The organism is Caballeronia concitans, from assembly GCF_001544615.1.
GTDB classification, from domain to species: Bacteria; Pseudomonadota; Gammaproteobacteria; order Burkholderiales; family Burkholderiaceae; genus Caballeronia; species Caballeronia concitans.
In genome coordinates, this window is the sequence record NZ_FCNV02000009.1 from 95899 (window position 1) to 114610 (window position 18712).

The window sequence follows — 18712 nt, forward strand, 5'->3', positions numbered from 1 at the left end:
AGCTCGCGATGGCAGGCCCGATTCGTTCCAGCATGCGCGGCAGCTCGCGTCGCGCGATGGCCGACATCAACGTCGTGCCGTACATCGACGTGATGCTCGTGCTGCTCGTCATTTTCATGGTGACGGCGCCGCTCGTTTCACCGTCGATCATTAATCTGCCGACCGTCGGCAACGCGCAGCCGCAGGAACAGCAGCCGCCGCTCGTCATCAACATCAAGGCCGACGGCAGCATGAACGTGCGCTACAAGGAAGAAGGCGGCGCGACGCAAGAACAGAAGATGACGATGGCCGACCTCAATAGCTTCGTGCTCAACCGGCAGGAGTTGCATCCGGATCAGCCCGTTGTGATCGCGGCGGACAAGACGGTGAAATACGAAGCCGTCATGAACGTGATGTCCGATATGAAGGCGCGCGGCGTGAAGCGCGTCGGATTGCTCGTCAAATCGCAATGATCGATCGTCGCACCAGTCCGCCCCAGCAGGCACGTCCACGCTCCGCGCGGCCCGCTCGCCCGCCGCGCGAACGCGGCACGGGCAAGGCGTTCGCGCTCGCGGCGGTCATGCATCTGCTGCTCGGCTGGCTGCTTTATCACGGCATCAACTGGCAGAACAACACGCCGGCAGGCGCGGAAGCCGAAATCTGGACCGACATTCCGGACATGTCCACGCCGACGCCGCGCCCCGCTCCTCCGCCGCCCGCGCCGGTGAAGGTGCAGCCCGCGCCGCCGCCCGCGAAGGACGAAGAGGCGGACATCGCCTTGCAGGAAAAGAAGCGCAAGCAACAGGAAGCCGCCGCGCGCGAAGCGCAGCTCGCCGAGCAGCGCCGCCAGCAGGAAGCGCGCGACGAAGCCGAAGCGAAGCGTCAGCAGCAACTGGCCGCGCAAGCCGCCGCCGCTGCCGCCGCGCAAAAGGCAATGCAGGACAAACAGAAGCAGATCGAAAAGCAGCGTCAGGCCGATTTGCAGAAGCAACAGCAGCAGCAGAAGGCGCAGCAAGAGAAGGAACGCCAGGAACAGCAGGCCGAAGCCCAGAAGGCCGAGCAGCTCAAGGAACAGAAGGAAGCCAAGGAAGCGAAGGCCAAGGCCGACGCTCAAGCCAAGGCGAAGGCCGATGCCGACGCGAAAGCCAAGGCAGCGGCCAAAGCGAAGGCCGACGCCGAAGCCAAGGCGAAGGTCGATCAGGAACGCAAGGCTCGGCTCGCGCAGTTGCAAGGACAGTTGGGCGGCGGCACCGCGTCGAGCGGCGAAGGGTTGGCGAAGAGCGGCACCGGACGCGGCGCGGGCGGCAACGCCACGTCACCGGGTTATGCGGAGAAGGTGCAGCGGCGCGTGCGGCCGAATATCGTGTGGGCCGGCGAAACCGCGGGGCTGGAAACGGTCGTTTCGGTGCGCTGCTCGCCCTCGGGCACGCTGCTGTCGGCGAGCATCAGCCGGTCGAGCGGCAATGAACAATGGGATCAGGCGGCGCTGCGCGCAGTGCAGCGTTCGGACCCGATGCCGGTCGACACCGACGGCAAGGCGCCCGATCACTTCACCATCACGCTGCGCCCGGCGGGAGGCTGATCGCCCGGCTGCGCAAGGCGTGGCCGGTGGGAACGAATCGTGCAATCGGGGGTCTTTCTGCATTCCCCGGACACTTGAAAACGCTTTTTTCGGAACCTAAACAGCATGAGTTTGATGACGAAGCTTGGCCTGAAAACGCTGGTCGCATCCTGCCTGATCGCAGCCGGCACCGCCGCACACGCCCAGTTGAACGTGCTCGTCACCGGCGTCGGTTCGACGCAGTTTCCGATCGCGACGGCCAATTTCGCCAACGAGGCGAGTTCGCCGCAGCAAGTCAGCGCGATCATTCGTCAGGATTTGCAGAGAAGCGGCAAGTTCACGAACATCGACGCGGGCGGCACGCCGGTGTCCGAAACGGACTCGGTCGATCTCGGCGCATGGAAAGCCAAGGGCGCGGACGCATTCGTGTCCGGCAGCGTCACGCGGCTGTCGAACGGACAGTACGAAGTGCGCTTCCGTCTCTATGACACGGTGAAGCAGCAGAGCCTGGGCGGACTGTCGCTCGTCAGCGCGGAAAGTGGCTTGCGCATGAGCGCGCACAAGATCGCGGACTACATCTACGCCAAGCTGCTCGGCGGCCGAGGCGTGTTCGCCACGCGTCTGTCGTACGTCATCCAGACGGGCGGGCGTTATCAATTGCAGATCTCGGATTCGGACGGCCAGGACGCGAAGATCGCCCTCTCCAGCCCGGAACCGATCATCTCGCCCGCGTGGTCGCCGGACGGCACGAAGGTCGCGTACGTGTCGTTTGAACGCAAGAAGCCGGTCGTCTATATCCATGACCTGCCGACGGGACGCCGCGTGATCGTATCGAATCAGAAGGGCAACAACAGTGCGCCGGCGTGGTCGCCTGACGGGCGCAAGCTCGCGGTCGCCCTGTCGCGCACCGGCAATACGCAGATTTTCGAAGTCAACGCGGACGGCTCCGGCCTGCGCCGTCTGACACAAGGCAGTTCCATCGATACCGAGCCGTCCTACTCGCCCGATGGCAACTCCATCTATTTCACGAGCGATCGCGGCGGCCAACCGCAGATCTACAAGATGCCGGCGGCGGGGGAAAGCGCCGGCGCGGCCCAGCGGGTCACGTTTGCGGGGAGCTACAACACGAGCCCGCGCGTGAGTCCGGACGGCAAGCAACTCGCGTACATTTCGCGCACTGGCGGCGGCTTCAAGCTGTATCTGCAGGACCTCGCGTCCGGCACGGCAACGGGGCTGACCGACACGACGCATGACGAATCGCCGAGCTTCGCGGCGAATGGTCAGTACATCCTCTACGCCACCCAAGTGAACGGACGTGGCGTGTTGGCAGCCGTGTCGACCGATGGTCGCACGCGGCAAGTCTTGTCAGTTCAGGGCGGTGCGGTGCGCGAGCCGTCCTGGGGTCCGTTCATGCAATAAATCCAGCAACAACGTTTCACATACAACGTTCAGCTACAACACAAGGAGAGGTACCATGATGTCGAAACTTCGTATCGGCCTGGCAGTTGCGATGGTCGGCGCATTGGCAGCGTGTCACTCGGGCGTGAAGCTCGACGAAGGCGCGAACAAGGGTGCGGGCACGGCGCAGCCGAACCCGCGTGACGTTCAAACGGTCAATGTCGACCCGCTGAACGATCCGAACAGCCCGCTCGCCAAGCGCAGCATCTATTTCGACTTCGACAGCTATGCCGTGAAGGACGACTATCAGCCGCTGCTGCAGCAACACTCGTCGTATCTGAAGAGCCATCCGGAGCGTCACGTCCTGATTCAAGGCAACACCGACGAACGCGGCACGAGCGAGTACAACCTCGCGCTGGGCCAGAAGCGTGCGGAAGCCGTGCGTCGCGCCATGTCGCTGATGGGCGTTGCGGATTCGCAGATGGAAGCCGTGAGCCTTGGCAAGGAAAAGCCGACGGCGACGGGTCACGACGAGTCGTCGTACGCGCAGAACCGTCGCGCGGATCTCGTGTACCAGCAGTAAGTCGTAACACTCTCAGTCACGTAACCAGTCACGGGTGAGTCGCCCTATGTTGTATCGCTTTCCCTTGCTGCGGGTGGCCGCAGCCGCGTGTTTCGCCGTTTCGGCGATGTCGGGCGCGCCCGCGCACGCCGGTGTCTTCGACGACAACGAAGCGCGCAAGGCCGTGCTCGATCTGCGCACGAAAACGGATGGCCTCGCCAGCCAGTTGTCGGCAGCGCAGCGCACGATCCTCGATCAGTCGAACCGTATCGACCAGTTGAATCAGCAGGTCGCCACGCTTCGCGGTCAGAACGAGGATCTGGCGAATCAGGTCACGACGCTGCAGAAGCAGCAGAAGGACTATTACGCCGATCTCGATGCGCGCCTGAAGAAGTTCGAGCCGCAGCAGCAGACCGTCGACGGCGTGACCGGTTCGGTCGAGCCCGGCGAGACGGAAGCGTTCAACGCAGCATCGACTCAATTCCGTAACGGTGACTACAAGAACGCCGCGGCGTCGTTCAAGGCGTTCGTATCGAAGTATCCGCAGAGCCCGTATCAGCCGACCGCGCAGTATTGGCTCGGCAATGCGTTGTATGCGCAGCGCGACTACAAGGGATCGACCGCGATCTGGCAGAACCTGGTGAAGACGTATCCGACGCATCCGCGAGCACCCGAAGCGTTGCTGGCAATCGCGAACAACCAGATCGAGCAAGGTCAGAAAGCGGCTGCGAAGCAGACGCTCCAACAGATCATCTCGCAGTATTCGGGCACCGAAGTCGCGCAATCCGCGCAGAGCAAGATGTCGCAAGTGAAGTAAGCGGAGCTTCGGCTTTCGCGCCTCTCGATGAGGACGCCCGCGGGCGTGCATGCCGCGGGCGTTTCTCTTATCGATAACAGGCCAGATCGGTTGACAGCATCAGAAAACGCCGATTATAATTTTGCCTCTTTCGGGTCGTTAGCTCAGCTGGTAGAGCAGCGGACTTTTAATCCGTTGGTCGCAGGTTCGAATCCCGCACGGCCTACCAAAGAATCAAGCAGATAGCCCAGTCATTGCGACTGGGCTTTTTGTTTTTGCGGCGTCATTTGCGCTTGCATCTCACGCGCAGCATAGTCCTCCGCACCATCCCCGCCCACTCGCATCAAGACACAATCTGTCCCGATCGTTCCTATAATCGAGTCATTGCTTTCCAGCCAGATCGCCATGACCTCGAGCCTCGACGAAGCCATTCTCCGCGTGCTGCCGACCGAACGCGACGCCGTCGCCTGGCTGTCGACGCCCGAAGTGCGTCGGCGGCTCGAGGAACGTGGGCATCGCGTCGGCTATACGAAGAAAGTGCAGCGCCACCTCACCGCGCTCGAAGCCGAATCGCGCGTGCTTTCCACCATCAACGGCCGCGAACTGCTCTGGCAGCGCAAGCCGTGGCTGCATGGTTTGCAGGAAGGCGTCGGGTTGATGAGCGCGTCCGAGGCCGTCGCGTTCCATATTCTTCAGCGCTTCGCCGGCAACAAGCTGCCGACTGCCGTAACCAAGGACATCGACCCGCTCTTTCAGGCGGCCGAAGCGCGGCTGTCGCAGGAGAAGGCGGATAGCCGGATTTATCGCGCGTGGGCGGACAAGATCGATTCCGTCGATGGCGCCTTCACGCTGATTCGCCCGAAGCTGCGTCCGGAAATCTTCAACGCGGTCGCCACCGCGACGTTCTTCGAGCGCGAACTGCTCGTGCAATACCGGCCCGCGTACAAGAGCGAGGCAAGCGGCGATCAAAAGACCCGGCGTCTCTGGCCGCTCGCGCTCGTGGAATCGGCGGGCGTCATGTACATGGTCGCGCAGGACCCGGGCCGCGCGCCGCGCGCCGAGAAAGGCGAGTCCGAAGCGGCGCGCGCGCTGTATCGGCTGGACCGGATTCGTTCGGTGACGGAATCCGGCGAGCCGTTCACGTATCCCGAAGACTTCAAGCTGCGAAAGTACATCGAGACGCAGCAGGCGTTCGACTTCCTGCCCGAGCCGGCCGTGCGCCTCGAGCTGGCTTTCGAAGGAAATGCGGGCAATCAGCTGCGCGAATCGCCGATGTCGAAGGATCAGCACATCGACACGCTGCCCGATGGCCGCATGAAAGTGACCGGCACCGTCACGCCCAGTCTCAAGCTGCGCTGGTGGCTGCGCGCGCTGGGGCCGGGCGTCGAGATTCTCGCGCCGCAATCATTGCGCGATGAATTCGCCGACGATTATCTGAAGCTCGCCAAGCGCTACGCCGCGCATCGGGAAGCCCACGCATGACAGACGAAACCAACCTTCGACAAGCCGCCGAATGGCTGCGCGACGCCGACGGCCTGCTCGTCACCGCGGGCGCGGGCATGGGCGTCGATTCGGGCCTGCCGGACTTTCGCGGGCCCGAAGGTTTCTGGCGCGCGTATCCGGCGTTGCGGCATCACGGCTTCTCGTTCGAAGAGATGGCGAATCCCGGAGGCTTCACGCGGCATCCGCGCCTCGCGTGGGGCTTCTACGGGCATCGGCTGGCGCTGTATCGCGCAACGGAGCCGCACGAAGGTTTCCGCGTGCTCCAGCGCTGGGCCGCGCGCATGGCGCACGGCGCGTTCGTCTTCACGAGCAATGTGGATGGCCAATTCCAGCGCGCAGGCTTCGCGCCCGAACGCGTCGCGGAGTGCCACGGCTCGATTCACGCGATGCAATGCATCGACGGATGCACGAACGATATCTGGCCCGCCGACGATTTCGCGCCGGTCATCGACGAAAGCCGCTGCGAACTCGTCAACGCGTGGCCGGTGTGTCCGCATTGCGGGCGCATCGCGCGGCCGAACATCCTCATGTTCGGCGACTGGAACTGGATCGACACGCATGCCGCGCGTCAGGAAGGCAGACTCGCCGCGTGGCTCGATGGCGTCGAGCGGCTCGTGGTCGTCGAAATGGGCGCGGGCCGCGCGCTGCCGACCGTCCGGCGCTTCAGCGAACGCCACGGCCCGCGCGTGATCCGCATCAATCCGCGCGAGCATGACATTGCGCCGGGCGTGGGCGTCGGCATCGCGGGCGGCGCGATGGCGACGCTTCTGCGCCTCGATCAGCTCATGTAGCGCACGTTGACGTGCGGCCCGAACACTTCGCGCACCATGCCGACGAGGTGATCGTGGTGGCTCAGGAAAATCACCTGCGTGCGCTTCGCCAGATGCGCGAGCACGCGCAGGCCGGCGCGGGCGCGGGCGTCGTCGAAATTGATGAAGAGATCGTCCGCGACGAACGGCAGCGCGGACGCCTTTTCTCCGTGCTCTTCGAGCGCCGCGAGCCGCAGCGCGAGAAACAACTGGTCGCGCGTGCCCTCGCTCATGCCGCCGATCTCGACGTGCTCGCCGCTGGCCGCGCGCACGGCGGCCAGCGCCATCGGCTGGCGATCGTAATCGACGACGAGCCGCGCGAACGCGCCTAGCGTCAGCTCGGAGAAGATCGCGCTCGCCCGCGAGAGCATCGGACCTTGCCGACGCTCGCGGTATCGGTCGATCGCCCACTTCAAGAGCGTCGATGCCGTCTCGACCTTGACGAAGCGCTCGGCGGCATCGGCCATGACGGACAGCGCTTCCTGGCGCTTCGCCTCGGCGCGCGCGGCGTTGGCTTCGCCGGAAATGGCGTCGAGTTCGCGGCGCGCGGCGGCGAGTTCGGCGGCGAGCGCCGTCGATGCGTTCACCGACTCCGTCAACGCCCCGCCGATCAGCGAAAGCTCGGCCTCCACGCTCGCGATGTCCGCGCCCGCCACGTCCGCGATGAGCGCGTCGAGCGTCAGCCCGTCGCCGCCCTTGATGAACGCGTCGCGCGCGTCGTTGACGGCGGCGGTCAACTCGCGCTTGCGCTGCGCCTTCGCGATGCGCGCCGCGAGCAGGTCTGGCGTGTCGACGCCCGCGAGATCGTAGAGCGGCCGCAAGCTCGCGCGCGCTTCCTCGAAGGCCGTTTTTGCAGCGCTCACCTGTTCGTTCGCGGTCGCCAGTTCCTTCCGGATGCGCTCCGCTTCCGCACGCGCCGCACACGCGCTTTCGAGCCGCGTCGACAATTCGAGCGAAATCCCGTTCGCTCCGAGCGTGACGAGTTCGCTGTCGATCTGACCCGCGAGCCGCGCGGCATTCGACGCCAACGCCGCGAGCGACGCGCGCATCACGTCGATCTGACCGGTGCGAATGGCGTCCACATGCGCAAGCTGCTCGCCGATTCTCTTCACGATGGCGATGGCCGTTTCCGCCGCCGACTGCGAATCCGCCGCGACCGCGACGCCCGCCTTCGCGACCGCCGCCGACCACTCGCCCTGCCAGCGCGCGAAGGCTTCGTTCGCCGCTTTCGCCGCGCTTTGGCGCGCGACGCTCTCGGCGCGCGCCGTATCGAGTTCCCCGCTGATGTGACGACGCGTGAGCGCCGCCGCATCGATCGCGCCGATGTGGGCTTCCGCGATGTCGCACAGCGTGTCGAGACGCGCGAGCGCATCGGCGGCGACGCCCGCGTCCGCGAGATGGCGCGCGAGGGCGTCGCGGTGCGCGGCGGCATCGGCGGATTCGCGGGCGAGCTCGGCGGCGTGCTTCGCAAGCGTCTGCGATGCCGACAGCGCTTCACCGCGACGCGCGAGCCACGACGGCACATCGTCGAGCACCATGTCCGCTATTTGCGATTGCGCGGCCAGCGTGCGCCACGTCTCGTCGAATTGCTGCAACGCCGAAGCCGCTTCGCGCTCGGCCTGCTCGCGGCGCGCGACGGTCTGCTCGTCCGCCGACACGCGGCGCTTCAACGCGGCAAGCTGCGTCGATTGGCCGACCGAGCCGAGCTGACGGTCAGCGAGCGCATCCGCCGCGTGCATCGCGGTTTCGAATTCCGGCGCGGCGGACGAAAGCGGCGCATCGCCCGATTTCATTGCGCGCCAGGCGGCATCGCGCGTGTCGCGAGCCTCGCGCACTTCGTCGCCGGTCACGACCTGATGCGTCTGCACGAAGTCGCCGAGTTCGGTTTGCGTGTCGTGAAGCGCGTCCTGCGCTTCCTTCACGCGATCTTCGGCCAGCGCGAGCCGCGACGCCAGCGCCTGCCGCTCGTCGCGCAACGATGCGATGCGCTCGGCTGTCGGCAGCGTCATCGCCTGAAGTTCGGCGAGCGGGCGCGTCCATTTCCCCAGCGATGCGAGGCCCGCCTGCAGTGCGTGCTCCGCGTCACGGCGCGCGTCGTCGAGGCGGCGTTGCGTCGCATCGGTATCGCGATACTTCTGCGCGGCGCGCACGGCGGCTCGCAAACCGGGCGCGACATCGGCATGCGCGATCGCAGCGAGACGCGCTTCCAGCGCCGCGATTTCCGCGACGCCCTCCTCCACCGCCTGCTCCGCATGACGCGCCGCGAGTTCGAGTTCGCCGCGCTCGAGCATCAGGCTCGACACCGTCTGCAACGCGAGTGGCCCCGGTAGCGCGCGGCGCGCGCCCGCTTCGTCCTGCGGCCAGCCGAGTTGCGCGCAATCCTGCGCGATCTGCCGCAGACGCGCAGCGACTTCCTGTTCCAGCCGCGCGATTTCGTCCGCGTGATTCGCGCACCGATGCCGCGTCGCTTCGAGCGCGCGAATGTCGGCTTCGACGGCGAGCAGCGCCTGATCGATGCGTATCTCGCCCAGATCCTTCTGCAATTGATCGACGGCGTTCGCGTGCAGATCGAGCGCGGTCTGCGCGGACGCGAGCCGCGTCAGCGCGCTTTGCAGCGTGGCCTCGGCGTTGGCGGGGAGATCGGCGGTATCGCCGAGTTCGCTCAGTTCCGCCGCCTTGTCGCGCCACACGTTCAGATACGGCGCGACGCGTCGAATGCGTTCGAGCCGCGCGCGCTTCGCTTCGAGTTCCGCGCGACGCGCTTCCTGTTCGCGACTGCGCTCCTGCACGTCCTCGACCGCGCCGTGCGCACGACGCCACTGCGCGGTCCGCACGCTCGCGGTCTTGAGTTCGGCGGTCGCTTCGTCGTATTGCTTCAGGCCGATGTAGTACGCGCGCTCGCCCGACTTGCGCTTCGCCCAAAGGCTGTCGGCTTCGTCGGCGAGACGCTGGCGCACTTCGCCCAAGCTCGCGATGCCCGCCGCCGATTGAAACAGCACCTGCCCGACATCGCTCGATGCATCCAGAATGCTCTGGCCGCCGCGAATCAGCGCCGTGTGATCGAGGCAATACATCTGCTCGAAGAAGCTCTTGTCGGCGGCGCCGAGAAAAGGCGCGAGCGCGTCGGCAGTCAGCGCGTCGCCATTGGACGTGACGAGCGGCGACTTGCGGCTCTTCGTGCGATGAAACGCAATGCCCGCGCCATCCTTTTGCAGCTTCGCGCCGAGCCGCAGGTCGCTTTGCGCGTGCCGGAACGCCAGCGACGAACTATGCGGCATGCCGAAGAGCAGTTCGGAGATGGCCGTCTTGATCGTGGATTTACCCGCTTCGTTCGGGCCGACGACAAAATGAAAATCGTGCTCCGCCGACGGAAAGTCGACGGTGTGATCCGTGAATTTTCCGTAGCGAATGAGATCGAGTTGACTGATGCGCATGCGTCACTCCGCGTCCGCGAGTTGCGCGATGAGGCCGGAGCGCACTTCGCTCACGAGCTTCGCGAGGTCGCCGTCGCGCACGTATTCGAGTTCGGGCACGGACTTCTGCAATTCGGCCGGCGCCTGCGAGGCCAGCGTGATGAGCCGCTCTTTCAGCATGGCGATGAATTCGGGATCGGATTCGGCTTCGATCAGAAGGCCGTGGAGATCGGCGAGCGCATCGGCGGCGCCGTCTTCATTCGATGCCGGCAATGCGCGCGCGATCGGCTGCGTCGTCACTTTCACCTTTTCGAGCCACAGGCTCTCGTGGCTGATCGCCGCGATCTGCGCGAGCACTTCGGCGCGCAACTGCGTGGCGTTGGCGAAAAGTTCGCCGTGCGCTTTCGTCGCGCCGGTGACGGTCACGCGCACCGCATGCGGCACCGGCCGCTCGGCGCGTTCGATCAGCGCTTCGAGCGCACGGCCGGCCGCGCGCGCGACTTCATCGAGCGTGGCGAGACCGGACGCATCGACGATGACGGATTCCCAGCGCAACACGTCGATAAAAAGCCGCTCGACGCTCAACTTGTCCGCCTCCGACACGTTGACGATCACCGCGCCGCGCCTGCCCGTCTCGCGGATGTTGCGCCCTTGCAGATTGCCCGGAAACACGATCGTCGAGGCTTCGTCCCACATCGCGAATTCATGCACATGCCCGAGCGCCCAGTACTGATACTCCCGCGCGTGCAGCTCGGCGACGGTGCACGGCGCGTAGTTCGCATGCGCCGACGAGCCTTCCAGCGCCGTGTGCAGCACGCCGATATTGAAATAGCCATCGACGGGCGACGGATACGCGGCGGCCAGATTCGCCGTCACCGCCTTGTCCTTGAAGCTGTGGCCGTGCAGCGCGACCTTCAGCGCGTCGATGCGATACGTCTGCGGCTTTTTCGTCGAAAACGTGTGGACGTTGTCCGGCAACTGGAGCTGGCTGGTCATTTCGCTTTCGGCGTCGTGATTGCCGTGGAGCACGTACACCGGAATGCCCGCGCGGCGCAGCTTGCCCATCTCCTTGCAGAAGAAGATGCCGGTGTTGTGATCGCGCCAGGTGCCGTCGTACAGATCGCCTGCGATGACCATGAAATCGACTTGCTCGTCGATGGCAACCGCGACGAGCTTCGAGAACGCCTCGCGCGTGGCGTTGCGCAGCATGTCGGCGGGCGCGTCGGCGTAGGCGGACAGGCCGTGCAGCGGGCTGTCGAGATGAATGTCGGCCGCATGGATGAAGCGCATCGCGTTGTCTTCCCCTTGAGTATTGGTGTCGCGCGGTGTCGCGCCGGCCGAATGCGGACGACGATCGTCGCACATGAACGGGACACTTCGCGTCTCGTTCAACGCGTGAAAAGCGGCACGCGCAAGAGACGCGAAATGTCCCGACGCGCACGCACAATCATCGACGTCAACACGAAAGCGAGGTCTACCGATGACCAGTCCCTACACCACGCATAACGTCGATGCCGCCATCGTCCATCTGGAACGCGTCTTGTCCGCCGAAGGCGCGAATTCGCTGTTCGGCCAGACGTACTGGCGCACGCGCGTGCAGCAGGTCAGCGCGACACGCGGCCTGCAACGCGATCAGCGCGTGCGGCTCGACCGGCTGATGTCCCGGCTCGCCGATGCTTCCCGCGCCGGACGGCCGCGATGAGCGCGTCTATGCACGCTCCACGGCCTGCGCAAGCGCAACGAACTCCGCGACCGGCACTTCTTCGGCGCGGCGCGCGAGATCGAAGCCGAGCGCGTCGAAGTCGATCTTGTCGCGATACGCGGACAGATTGTTGCGCAGCACCTTGCGGCGCTGGGCGAACGCGGCCTTGACGACGTCGCTCAGCACCGCGTCGTTCACCGCCGGCAGTTCGTGCGGCGCGAACGGAATCATCCGCACGATCGCGGAATTCACCTTCGGCGGCGGGTTGAACGACTCGGGCGGCACGTCGATCAGCTTGTCCATCACGTAGCGGTATTGCAGCATCACCGACAAGCGCCCGTAGTCCTTGCTCGCCGGCTCCGCGATCATGCGTTCGACCACTTCGTCCTGAAGCATGAAGTGCTGGTCGATGACCTTCGGCGCGAACGCCGTCAGATGGAACAGGAGCGGGCTCGAAATGTTGTACGGCAGATTGCCGACGATGCGCAGCGTCGGTTTATCGCCGTCCAGCGCGAGCGAGCCGAAGTCGAAGTCGAGCGCATCGGCGGAATGCACGACGAGCTTGTCGCCGAAACGCTTCTCCAGTCGGCCGATCAGATCGCGGTCGAGTTCCACCGCATGCAGCGGCGATTCGGGCGTGGACACGCGTTCGATCAGCGGCTCGGTCAGCGCCGCGAGCCCCGGCCCGATTTCGACCATGCGCTCGCCGCGTTTCGGCGCGATGGCGTCGACGATGGAATCGATGACGCCCTGATCGACGAGAAAGTTCTGGCCGAAGCGCTTGCGCGCGAGGTGGCCCTGATGTTTGGTGGACATACGTGTTTCGGTAGATGCGGTCGCCCGCGTGACGTTAGGCGTGACGCTGAAGCTGGCGCTTGTGACGCGCCATGGTGACGGCGGCGTCGATCGCGGCGATCATGCTGCCCGCGTCCGCGCGGCCCGTGCCCGCGAGATCGAGCGCCGTGCCGTGATCCACCGACGTGCGGATGATCGGCAGGCCGAGCGTCACGTTGATGCCTTCGCCGAACGTCGCATATTTGAGCACCGGCAAGCCCTGATCGTGGAACATGGCGAGCACGCAATCGGCGTCTTTCAGATAGCGCGGCTGGAACAGCGTGTCGGCGGGATACGGACCGGGCGCGTCGATGCCGAGCGCGCGGGCGCGTTCCAGCGCGGGCGCGATGACGTCGATTTCCTCGCGGCCCAGATAGCCGTTCTCGCCCGCATGCGGATTGAGCCCCGTCACGAGAATGCGCGGCGCGGCGAGGCCGAAATGCGCGCGCAAGTCGTGATGGATGATGCGAAGCGTCTGAACGAGCCCGTCGATGGTGAGCGCGGCGGACACGTCCTTGAGCGGCAGATGCGTGGTCGCGAGCGCGACGCGCAACGGGCGCTCGCCGGTGCCCGCGAGCATCATCACGACGCGCGGCGTGTGCGTGCGCTCGGCCAGATATTCGGTGTGACCGGTGAAAGGCACGCCGGCGTCGTTGATCGTGCTCTTTTGCAGCGGCGCGGTGACGATGGCGTCGAAGCGGCCCGCAACCGCGCCGTCGATGGCCGCGTCCAGCAAGCCGAGCACGTAGCGCCCGTTGGCGGCGTTCAGCTTGCCGGCTTCGGCGGGCGCCGCGAGTGCGTGATGTTCGATGTCGACCGGCTCAGCGTTCGCCGGCCAGCCCGCGCCCGCGCCCGCTCGCGCTTCGAGCAACGCGCGGTCGCCGAGCACGGTGAAGCGCACCGCCGGCCAGCGCGATTGCGCTTCGCGCAACGCCACCGCCGTCAGTTCCGGACCGACGCCCGCCGGTTCGCCCGTCGTGATGGCGACGGTGACGGCTTCGGGCTGGTCGGAATGCGCGGCGGTGCTCATGCGGCTTACTGCTGCGCCTCTTGCGCAGCGATGCCCTTGTACTGCACGTAGGCGGTGTCGCGAAGTTCGCGCAGCCAGTCGGAGTACGCTTGCTCGGCCTTGCGCTGGCCGATCGCCTGACGCGCGATGTCGAGCTGCTGCGTAGCCGACCCTTCGGCCTCGCGGCGGCCGAGCACCTGAATAAGGTGATAGCCGTATTCGCTGCGCACCGGATCGCTGACGGCGCCGTCCTGCAGATTGTTCATCGCACGTTCGAACTCGGGCACGGTTTCGCCGGGGCTGATCCAGCCGAGATCGCCGCCCTGCGACGCCGAGCCGTCCTGCGAATAGGTGCGCGCGAAGTTCGCGAAGTCGCCGCCCGACGCCACTTGCTGCTTGATGTCGAGCAGTTTCTGGCGCGCGGTTGCTTCCGACATGCCATCCGACACGCGCAGCAGGATGTGGCGCACGTGCGTCTGCACGAGCTTCGGCGCATCGGCAGCGGTGCCCTGGCTCGCGCGGCGCTCGACGAGCTTCAGGATCTCGAAGCCGCCGTCGGTGCGCAGGAGCGTCGGCACGACCTGACCCGGACGCAGCGTCGATACCGCCGAAACGATGCCCGACGGCAGTGTGCCCGGCGCGCGGAAACCGAGGTCGCCGCCCTTGCTGGCGTCGGTATCCTGCGAATTCTGCTTGGCGAGCTTCGCGAAGTCGTCGCCCGCCTGCGCCTGTTTCAGCACGGCGTCGGCCTTGGCCTGCACGGCCGCGACGTCCGACTCCGGCGCGTCCGAAGCCAGCTTGAACATGATGTGCTGAAGGTGCAGATCGCTTGCGTTGCGCGCGCCCGGCCCGCGCTGGCTGGCGATGTAGTTCGCGACTTCGCCGTCCGACACGGTGATCTTGCTGTCGACTTCCTTCTCGCGCAGCTTGGAAAGCGTGAGTTCGGTGCGCGCGTCGCGCATGAAGGTGGACCAGGGCACGCCCTGCGCCTCGATGCGCGAGCGGTAGACGTCGAGCGTCATCTGGTTCTGCTTGGCGAGGCGTTCGAGCGTGCGGTTGACGGTGGCGTCGTCGACCACGATGCCGTCTTCCTTCGCGCGCTGCAACTGGATGCGCTCGAGCACCATCTGGTCGAGCACCTGCTGGCGCAGCTGATCGGCGGGCGGAACCGGCGCTTTCTGCTGCTGCAGCCGCTGCGCGATGAGATTCGAGCGCTCTTCCAGTTCGCGCTGCGTGATGACGCCGTCGTTGACCACCGCGACGACGGAATCCGCGACCTGCACATTGCGATTCGACAATGCCTGCGCACCGGCCGGCGAACTCACCATCAGCGCCGCGGTGAGCGCGGCGGCGGCCATTGCCGTCGATCGAAACAATTTCATGTTTGCCACAGATACTCCATCAAATCCACACTTGACCCTTTGTGCGCTGCGCGTATGCCCGAGCGGCGATCCGGGTGCTGTCAGAGAATGCCTGCGTCGGCCTCATTCGTAATTGCTGAAGCGCGCGAGCGGCGGAGCCGACGGCGGCGGCGGCTGGTAGCCCTGGACGCTGGCCCTGAACGCGCTCACGAGACCGTTGTCGACCTTCGACAAGCCCTTGAACGTGATCTGCGCGAGCACGCGCGTGCCGGACGAAGGCTGACCGCTCGTGTTCACGCCGTTCGCATAACGCTGCGCGCCGAAGCCGAACGCCCAGCAGTCGGCATCGTACTGGAAGCCCACGAGGCCGTCGACGAGACGGTGGCTGGCGAGATCATAATTGACGCGCGCGACGGCATAGAGGCGATTCGTCAGCGGCCATTCGCCAGACACCAGAAGCTGGTTGATCGGCTCGTTCACCAGCGTGGTCTGGTTCGAGCGCGTGTACCGGTAGCCGACGTTGATGACCTTGCGCTCGGCCGGACTGTACGCGAAGCCGATGCTCGAACGCACGAGCTGGTTATTGTCGACATTATATTGGAACGCCGTTTCCGAGGCGAAACCCGCGCCCAGCTTGATCGCCGCGCCCGCGATCAGGTCCGAGTGCTTCGCCTCATTGATCGGCTGATCCTGCGAAATCGTGACGCGCTGGCTCGTGAAATAGTACTGCTGCGCGATCACGAAGCGCGCGCGCTCGTCGCCCGTCGCCGGGTTGATGAAGCGCGTCGTGAGGCCGGCGGTCAGGCGGTTCGCATCCGCGATCCGGTCGTTGCCGACGAATGTGTTCGGCGTGTAGATCTCGGCTAAGCCGAAGTCGGCTTCGGCGGTATCGAAGATCGGCGCGAAGTTCTGATTGCGGTACGGCGTGTAGACGTAATAGAGCCGCGGCTCCAGCGTCTGGATGTAGTCCTGCCCGAAAAGCCGCACCGAGCGGTCGAACACGAGGCCCGTGTCGAGGCTGAGCGTCGGGATCGATTCGGTGAAGTTCTTCGGCTGGCCGGCGGGCGTGAGCGGCTGCCCGGCGATCGGCCCGGTCGCGATATGGCTCAGGTCATACGACGCGAAGTGCCATTGCACCTTCGGCGTGAAGAAGTAGCCCGGCGCGTTGATCCCGTAGCTCAGGTACGGGTTGAAGTACATGCGCTGACCGTCGGTCGCGCCTTCCTGCGTGATCGTGAAGCGCGTGAAATCGGCTTCCGCGCCGTAATCGAAACCGCCGACGTTGTACTTGTTGTACTGCACGTTCAACTGCGGCTCGCGCGCGTACGGCGGAATGGACGGCTGCAGCGTCTGCCAGCGCTGTTCGCGGCCGAGCACGGACCACGGACCGTTGTTGTACGTGAGCCCGGCTTCCTGCTGATACAGCAGCTGCGTGCCGTTCAGGAACTGGTTCGACGCGTTGCCGAGATCTTCCGGATACTGATCGTCCGAAACCTTGTTGTAATTGACGTAACCGCCGAACCCGCCGCCGAAATTCTGCCGATGCTGCCAGAAGATCGCATAGCGGTTCGTATGCGTCTCGCTGTCGTTCGGCAGATAGTCGACGGTGAGCGAACCGGAATACGTCGGCGAGAGATAGCGATAGTTCGCCTCGCCCAGCACGCCCCGGCGCGACATGAAGCGCGGCGTGAGGGTCAGGTCGCGGTTCGGCGCGATGTTGAAGTAGTACGGGACCGTTGCTTCGAAGCCGGTCGTCGAGCTGACCGAGAACGTCGGCGGCAAGAGGCCGCTGCGTCGATCGCCCGTCAGCGGGAACGACAGCCACGGGCTCGCGAACACGGGCACGCCCTGGAAGAACAGCACGCCGTTATGCGCGACGCCCTCTTCCGAGCCGGTATCGAAATCGAACGCCGTTCCCTTGATGTACCACGACGGGTCCGTCTCGCACTGGCACGCCGTGTAGGTGCCGTGATCGACGCGCGCCCGCTCGTTGTCGATGATGTCGATGCGTTCCGCGCTGCCCGAGCCGCCCGTCACGTTGAAGTGGTACTTCGGGTTCGTCATGAACCCTTCGTTCGAACTCACCTTCAGATGCGCTTCCGGCCCGACGAACGACACGCCGTTGTTGATCAGCCTGACATTGCCGAACGCATCGGCCATGTCCGTATCCTGATCGTAATGAAGCGCGTCGCCCTTGATGACCGTGACCGTGCGCCGGATTTCGGCCGAGCCCTTCGCGGCCATGTCTTCGTCGGACGTGCCGGTGGCTTTGTCGCCGAGCAGGAAGGTCGTGGGCTGCTGGCCGTTCTTCAGCGGACGTTCGAGCAGTTGCGGCGCGAGCCGCAGGCTGCCGGGGCCGTCGAGCGGCTGCGCGTCAGCCGCGGCGCCCGCGAGTTGAGCGTGCGCGAGAGCGGGCATCAAGCCCGGTACGGAAAGCAAAGCGGCGACGAGCCGCCGCCTGCGTGGCTGAGCATCGCCTTTGATCTTCGATACGGGAAACTGTCGTGGCGGCATGTATGGGTGGCGGTTCGATCCCGTTCGCGTCACGCGCTCCATGCCGCCGAGTGAGCGGCCGCAATTCGCCCGCGTCGATGCCATGGCCGAACTCGACGCTCGGTTGCCATGCAGGGACGACACTCGATGGAACGTTGACGCGGCACGGTCGTCGGCGCCTGGCGCCAGGCGCGAACAGATCGCTCAAGGATCGCTTAAAAAAGTCGTGGGGTATTATATGGCAAGATGTTTTGCCTCTCGAATTTATGACGCACATTCCCTCCGACGCCCGCCTCGATCAACTCCGTTCCTGGCTTCAAACCTTTGCCGACCGTTACCGGCTCGATCTCGCGACACTCGCGCCCGCCTCCGCCGACGCGAGTTTCCGCCGCTATTTCCGGCTCGCGAGCGAATCGGAGCATGGCGGCACGCTGATCGCCGTCGATGCCCCACCGCCCGAAAAATGCCGCGAGTTCGTTCAGGTCGCCGGTCTGCTCGAAGCGGCCAACGTGCATGTGCCGAAGATTCTCGAAGCGGATTTCGACGCCGGTTTCATGCTCGTCACCGATCTCGGCACGACCACCTACATTTCCGTGCTCGACGAGAAGAACGCGCGAGCGCTGATGCGCGCGGCCATCGAGACGCTGATCCGCTTTCAGCAGACCGCGCGCGAAGGCGTGTTGCCGCCGTTCGACGAAGCGTTCCTGCGCCGCGAGATGGAGTTGATGCCCGAGTGGTTCATCGGCCGCCATCTGGGCCGCGAAGTGACCGCCGACGAACGCAAGACGCTCGACGAAACCTTCACGCTGCTCACGCAAAGCGCGCTCGCGCAGCCGCAGACCTTCATGCTGCGCGACTTCATGCCGCGCAATCTGATGGTCTCCGAGCCGAATCCCGGCGTGCTGGATTTCCAGGACGCGGTGTACGGGCCGATCACCTACGACATGGCCTCGCTCATGCGCGATGCGTTCATCAGCTGGGACGAAGAGTTTCAGCTCGACTGCATCGCGTGGTACTGGGAACGCGCGAAGAAGGCCGGGCTGCCCGTCGATCTGGATTTCGGCGAGTTTTATCGCCAGCTCGAATGGATGGGCCTGCAGCGGCATATCAAGGTGCTCGGGCTGTTCGCGCGCATCCATTATCGCGACGGCAAGCCGCGTTACCTCGCGGATCTGCCGCGTTTCATCGGCTATGCGCGCAAGGTCGCGGAACGCTATGCGCCGCTGTGGCCGTTCGCGCGCCTGCTCGATTCGCTCGAAGGCCGCGCGATCGAAACCGGTTACACCTTCTGA

16 protein-coding genes and 1 tRNA gene are annotated in these 18712 nt (G+C 65.3%); 10 read left to right on the forward strand and 7 right to left on the reverse strand.

What is annotated here, in order from left to right; translation table 11 throughout:
- Window positions 1–8: 8 nt before the first annotated feature.
- The 6 genes from tolR (at window position 9) to AWB72_RS19750 (ending at window position 4525) form a co-directional block, all read left to right on the forward strand.
- Window positions 9–452 carry a protein TolR gene (gene tolR, locus AWB72_RS19725; protein WP_040051148.1) on the forward strand — a complete coding sequence of 148 codons (444 nt, stop codon included), beginning with the start codon at window positions 9–11 and terminating at the stop codon, window positions 450–452.
- Window positions 449–1561: a cell envelope integrity protein TolA gene (gene tolA, locus AWB72_RS19730; protein ID WP_087128564.1), complete on the forward strand. Its 1113-nt coding sequence runs from the start codon at window positions 449–451 to the stop codon at window positions 1559–1561. Before tolR ends, tolA begins: the two co-directional genes overlap by 4 nt.
- Window positions 1562–1666: 105 nt before the next feature.
- A complete protein-coding gene (gene tolB, locus AWB72_RS19735) occupies window positions 1667–2959 on the forward strand; it encodes a Tol-Pal system beta propeller repeat protein TolB (RefSeq protein ID WP_040051150.1) in 1293 nt (430 codons plus the stop codon).
- Window positions 2960–3014: 55 nt separating this feature from the next.
- Window positions 3015–3521, forward strand: a complete 507-nt coding sequence (gene pal, locus AWB72_RS19740; protein ID WP_040051151.1) for a peptidoglycan-associated lipoprotein Pal — start codon at window positions 3015–3017, stop codon at window positions 3519–3521.
- A gap of 46 nt (window positions 3522–3567) precedes the next feature.
- On the forward strand, window positions 3568–4317 hold the full coding sequence (ybgF, locus tag AWB72_RS19745; protein ID WP_087128565.1) for a tol-pal system protein YbgF: 750 nt from the start codon (window positions 3568–3570) through the stop codon (window positions 4315–4317).
- A 132-nt stretch (window positions 4318–4449) separates the two neighbouring features.
- A tRNA-Lys gene (locus tag AWB72_RS19750) sits at window positions 4450–4525 on the forward strand.
- A gap of 22 nt (window positions 4526–4547) precedes the next feature.
- Here the strand turns inward: AWB72_RS19750 and AWB72_RS28950 are convergent.
- On the reverse strand, window positions 4548–4703 hold the full coding sequence (locus tag AWB72_RS28950; RefSeq protein ID WP_159459388.1) for a hypothetical protein: 156 nt from the start codon (window positions 4701–4703) through the stop codon (window positions 4548–4550).
- Between AWB72_RS28950 and AWB72_RS19755 the strand changes: the two genes are divergently transcribed.
- Together AWB72_RS19755 and AWB72_RS19760 are read left to right on the forward strand one after the other, a co-directional pair.
- Complete coding sequence (locus AWB72_RS19755; protein WP_087128567.1) at window positions 4702–5778, forward strand: helix-turn-helix transcriptional regulator; 1077 nt, start codon at window positions 4702–4704, stop codon at window positions 5776–5778. The genes AWB72_RS28950 and AWB72_RS19755 overlap by 2 nt on opposite strands.
- Window positions 5775–6590 carry an SIR2 family NAD-dependent protein deacylase gene (locus AWB72_RS19760; protein WP_087128568.1) on the forward strand — a complete coding sequence of 272 codons (816 nt, stop codon included), beginning with the start codon at window positions 5775–5777 and terminating at the stop codon, window positions 6588–6590. Before AWB72_RS19755 ends, AWB72_RS19760 begins: the two co-directional genes overlap by 4 nt.
- Here the strand turns inward: AWB72_RS19760 and AWB72_RS19765 are convergent.
- Together AWB72_RS19765 and AWB72_RS19770 are read right to left on the reverse strand one after the other, a co-directional pair.
- Complete coding sequence (locus tag AWB72_RS19765; RefSeq protein ID WP_087128570.1) at window positions 6578–10042, reverse strand: ATP-binding protein; 3465 nt, start codon at window positions 10040–10042, stop codon at window positions 6578–6580. The genes AWB72_RS19760 and AWB72_RS19765 overlap by 13 nt on opposite strands.
- Window positions 10043–10045: 3 nt before the next feature.
- Window positions 10046–11311 (reverse strand): metallophosphoesterase family protein, encoded by a 1266-nt coding sequence (locus AWB72_RS19770; RefSeq protein ID WP_087128644.1) that lies wholly within the window; start codon window positions 11309–11311, stop codon window positions 10046–10048.
- Window positions 11312–11501: 190 nt separating this feature from the next.
- Here AWB72_RS19770 and AWB72_RS19775 point away from each other — a divergent pair, with 190 nt between their 5' ends.
- Entirely contained in the window at window positions 11502–11723 is a 222-nt protein-coding gene (locus AWB72_RS19775) for a hypothetical protein (RefSeq protein WP_087128571.1), read from the forward strand.
- 6 nt (window positions 11724–11729) lie between these two features.
- Here the strand turns inward: AWB72_RS19775 and rsmA are convergent, their stop codons facing one another.
- The 4 genes from rsmA to AWB72_RS19795 all read right to left on the reverse strand — a co-directional run bounded on the left by rsmA (window position 11730) and on the right by AWB72_RS19795 (window position 17441).
- Window positions 11730–12539 carry a 16S rRNA (adenine(1518)-N(6)/adenine(1519)-N(6))-dimethyltransferase RsmA gene (rsmA, locus tag AWB72_RS19780; RefSeq protein WP_087128572.1) on the reverse strand — a complete coding sequence of 270 codons (810 nt, stop codon included), beginning with the start codon at window positions 12537–12539 and terminating at the stop codon, window positions 11730–11732.
- A gap of 34 nt (window positions 12540–12573) precedes the next feature.
- A complete protein-coding gene (gene pdxA, locus AWB72_RS19785; RefSeq protein ID WP_087128574.1) occupies window positions 12574–13587 on the reverse strand; it encodes a 4-hydroxythreonine-4-phosphate dehydrogenase PdxA in 1014 nt (337 codons plus the stop codon).
- Between the two features lie 5 nt (window positions 13588–13592).
- Window positions 13593–14948 carry a peptidylprolyl isomerase gene (locus AWB72_RS19790; protein WP_087128576.1) on the reverse strand — a complete coding sequence of 452 codons (1356 nt, stop codon included), beginning with the start codon at window positions 14946–14948 and terminating at the stop codon, window positions 13593–13595.
- A 102-nt stretch (window positions 14949–15050) separates the two neighbouring features.
- A complete protein-coding gene (locus tag AWB72_RS19795; protein WP_087128645.1) occupies window positions 15051–17441 on the reverse strand; it encodes an LPS-assembly protein LptD in 2391 nt (796 codons plus the stop codon).
- A gap of 245 nt (window positions 17442–17686) precedes the next feature.
- On the opposite strand from AWB72_RS19795, the gene AWB72_RS19800 reads away from it, so the two are divergent.
- Complete coding sequence (locus AWB72_RS19800) at window positions 17687–18712, forward strand: aminoglycoside phosphotransferase family protein (protein ID WP_087128577.1); 1026 nt, start codon at window positions 17687–17689, stop codon at window positions 18710–18712.

Bases quoted from the DNA above. Each gene is read 5' to 3' on its own strand.
- tolR (WP_040051148.1), top strand. From the start codon at position 9: ATGGCAGGCCCGATTCGTTCCAGCATGCGCGGCAGCTCGCGTCGCGCG.
- AWB72_RS19790 (WP_087128576.1), bottom strand. From the start codon at position 14,948: ATGAAATTGTTTCGATCGACGGCAATGGCCGCCGCCGCGCTCACCGCG.
- AWB72_RS19775 (WP_087128571.1), top strand. From the start codon at position 11,502: ATGACCAGTCCCTACACCACGCATAACGTCGATGCCGCCATCGTCCAT.
- rsmA (WP_087128572.1), bottom strand. From the start codon at position 12,539: ATGTCCACCAAACATCAGGGCCACCTCGCGCGCAAGCGCTTCGGCCAG.
- AWB72_RS19800 (WP_087128577.1), top strand. From the start codon at position 17,687: ATGACGCACATTCCCTCCGACGCCCGCCTCGATCAACTCCGTTCCTGG.
- AWB72_RS19760 (WP_087128568.1), top strand. From the start codon at position 5,775: ATGACAGACGAAACCAACCTTCGACAAGCCGCCGAATGGCTGCGCGAC.
- ybgF (WP_087128565.1), top strand. From the start codon at position 3,568: ATGTTGTATCGCTTTCCCTTGCTGCGGGTGGCCGCAGCCGCGTGTTTC.
- AWB72_RS19765 (WP_087128570.1), bottom strand. From the start codon at position 10,042: ATGCGCATCAGTCAACTCGATCTCATTCGCTACGGAAAATTCACGGAT.
- pdxA (WP_087128574.1), bottom strand. From the start codon at position 13,587: ATGAGCACCGCCGCGCATTCCGACCAGCCCGAAGCCGTCACCGTCGCC.
- AWB72_RS28950 (WP_159459388.1), bottom strand. From the start codon at position 4,703: ATGGCGATCTGGCTGGAAAGCAATGACTCGATTATAGGAACGATCGGG.
- AWB72_RS19795 (WP_087128645.1), bottom strand. From the start codon at position 17,441: ATGCCGCCACGACAGTTTCCCGTATCGAAGATCAAAGGCGATGCTCAG.
- pal (WP_040051151.1), top strand. From the start codon at position 3,015: ATGATGTCGAAACTTCGTATCGGCCTGGCAGTTGCGATGGTCGGCGCA.
- AWB72_RS19770 (WP_087128644.1), bottom strand. From the start codon at position 11,311: ATGCGCTTCATCCATGCGGCCGACATTCATCTCGACAGCCCGCTGCAC.
- tolA (WP_087128564.1), top strand. From the start codon at position 449: ATGATCGATCGTCGCACCAGTCCGCCCCAGCAGGCACGTCCACGCTCC.
- AWB72_RS19755 (WP_087128567.1), top strand. From the start codon at position 4,702: ATGACCTCGAGCCTCGACGAAGCCATTCTCCGCGTGCTGCCGACCGAA.
- tolB (WP_040051150.1), top strand. From the start codon at position 1,667: ATGAGTTTGATGACGAAGCTTGGCCTGAAAACGCTGGTCGCATCCTGC.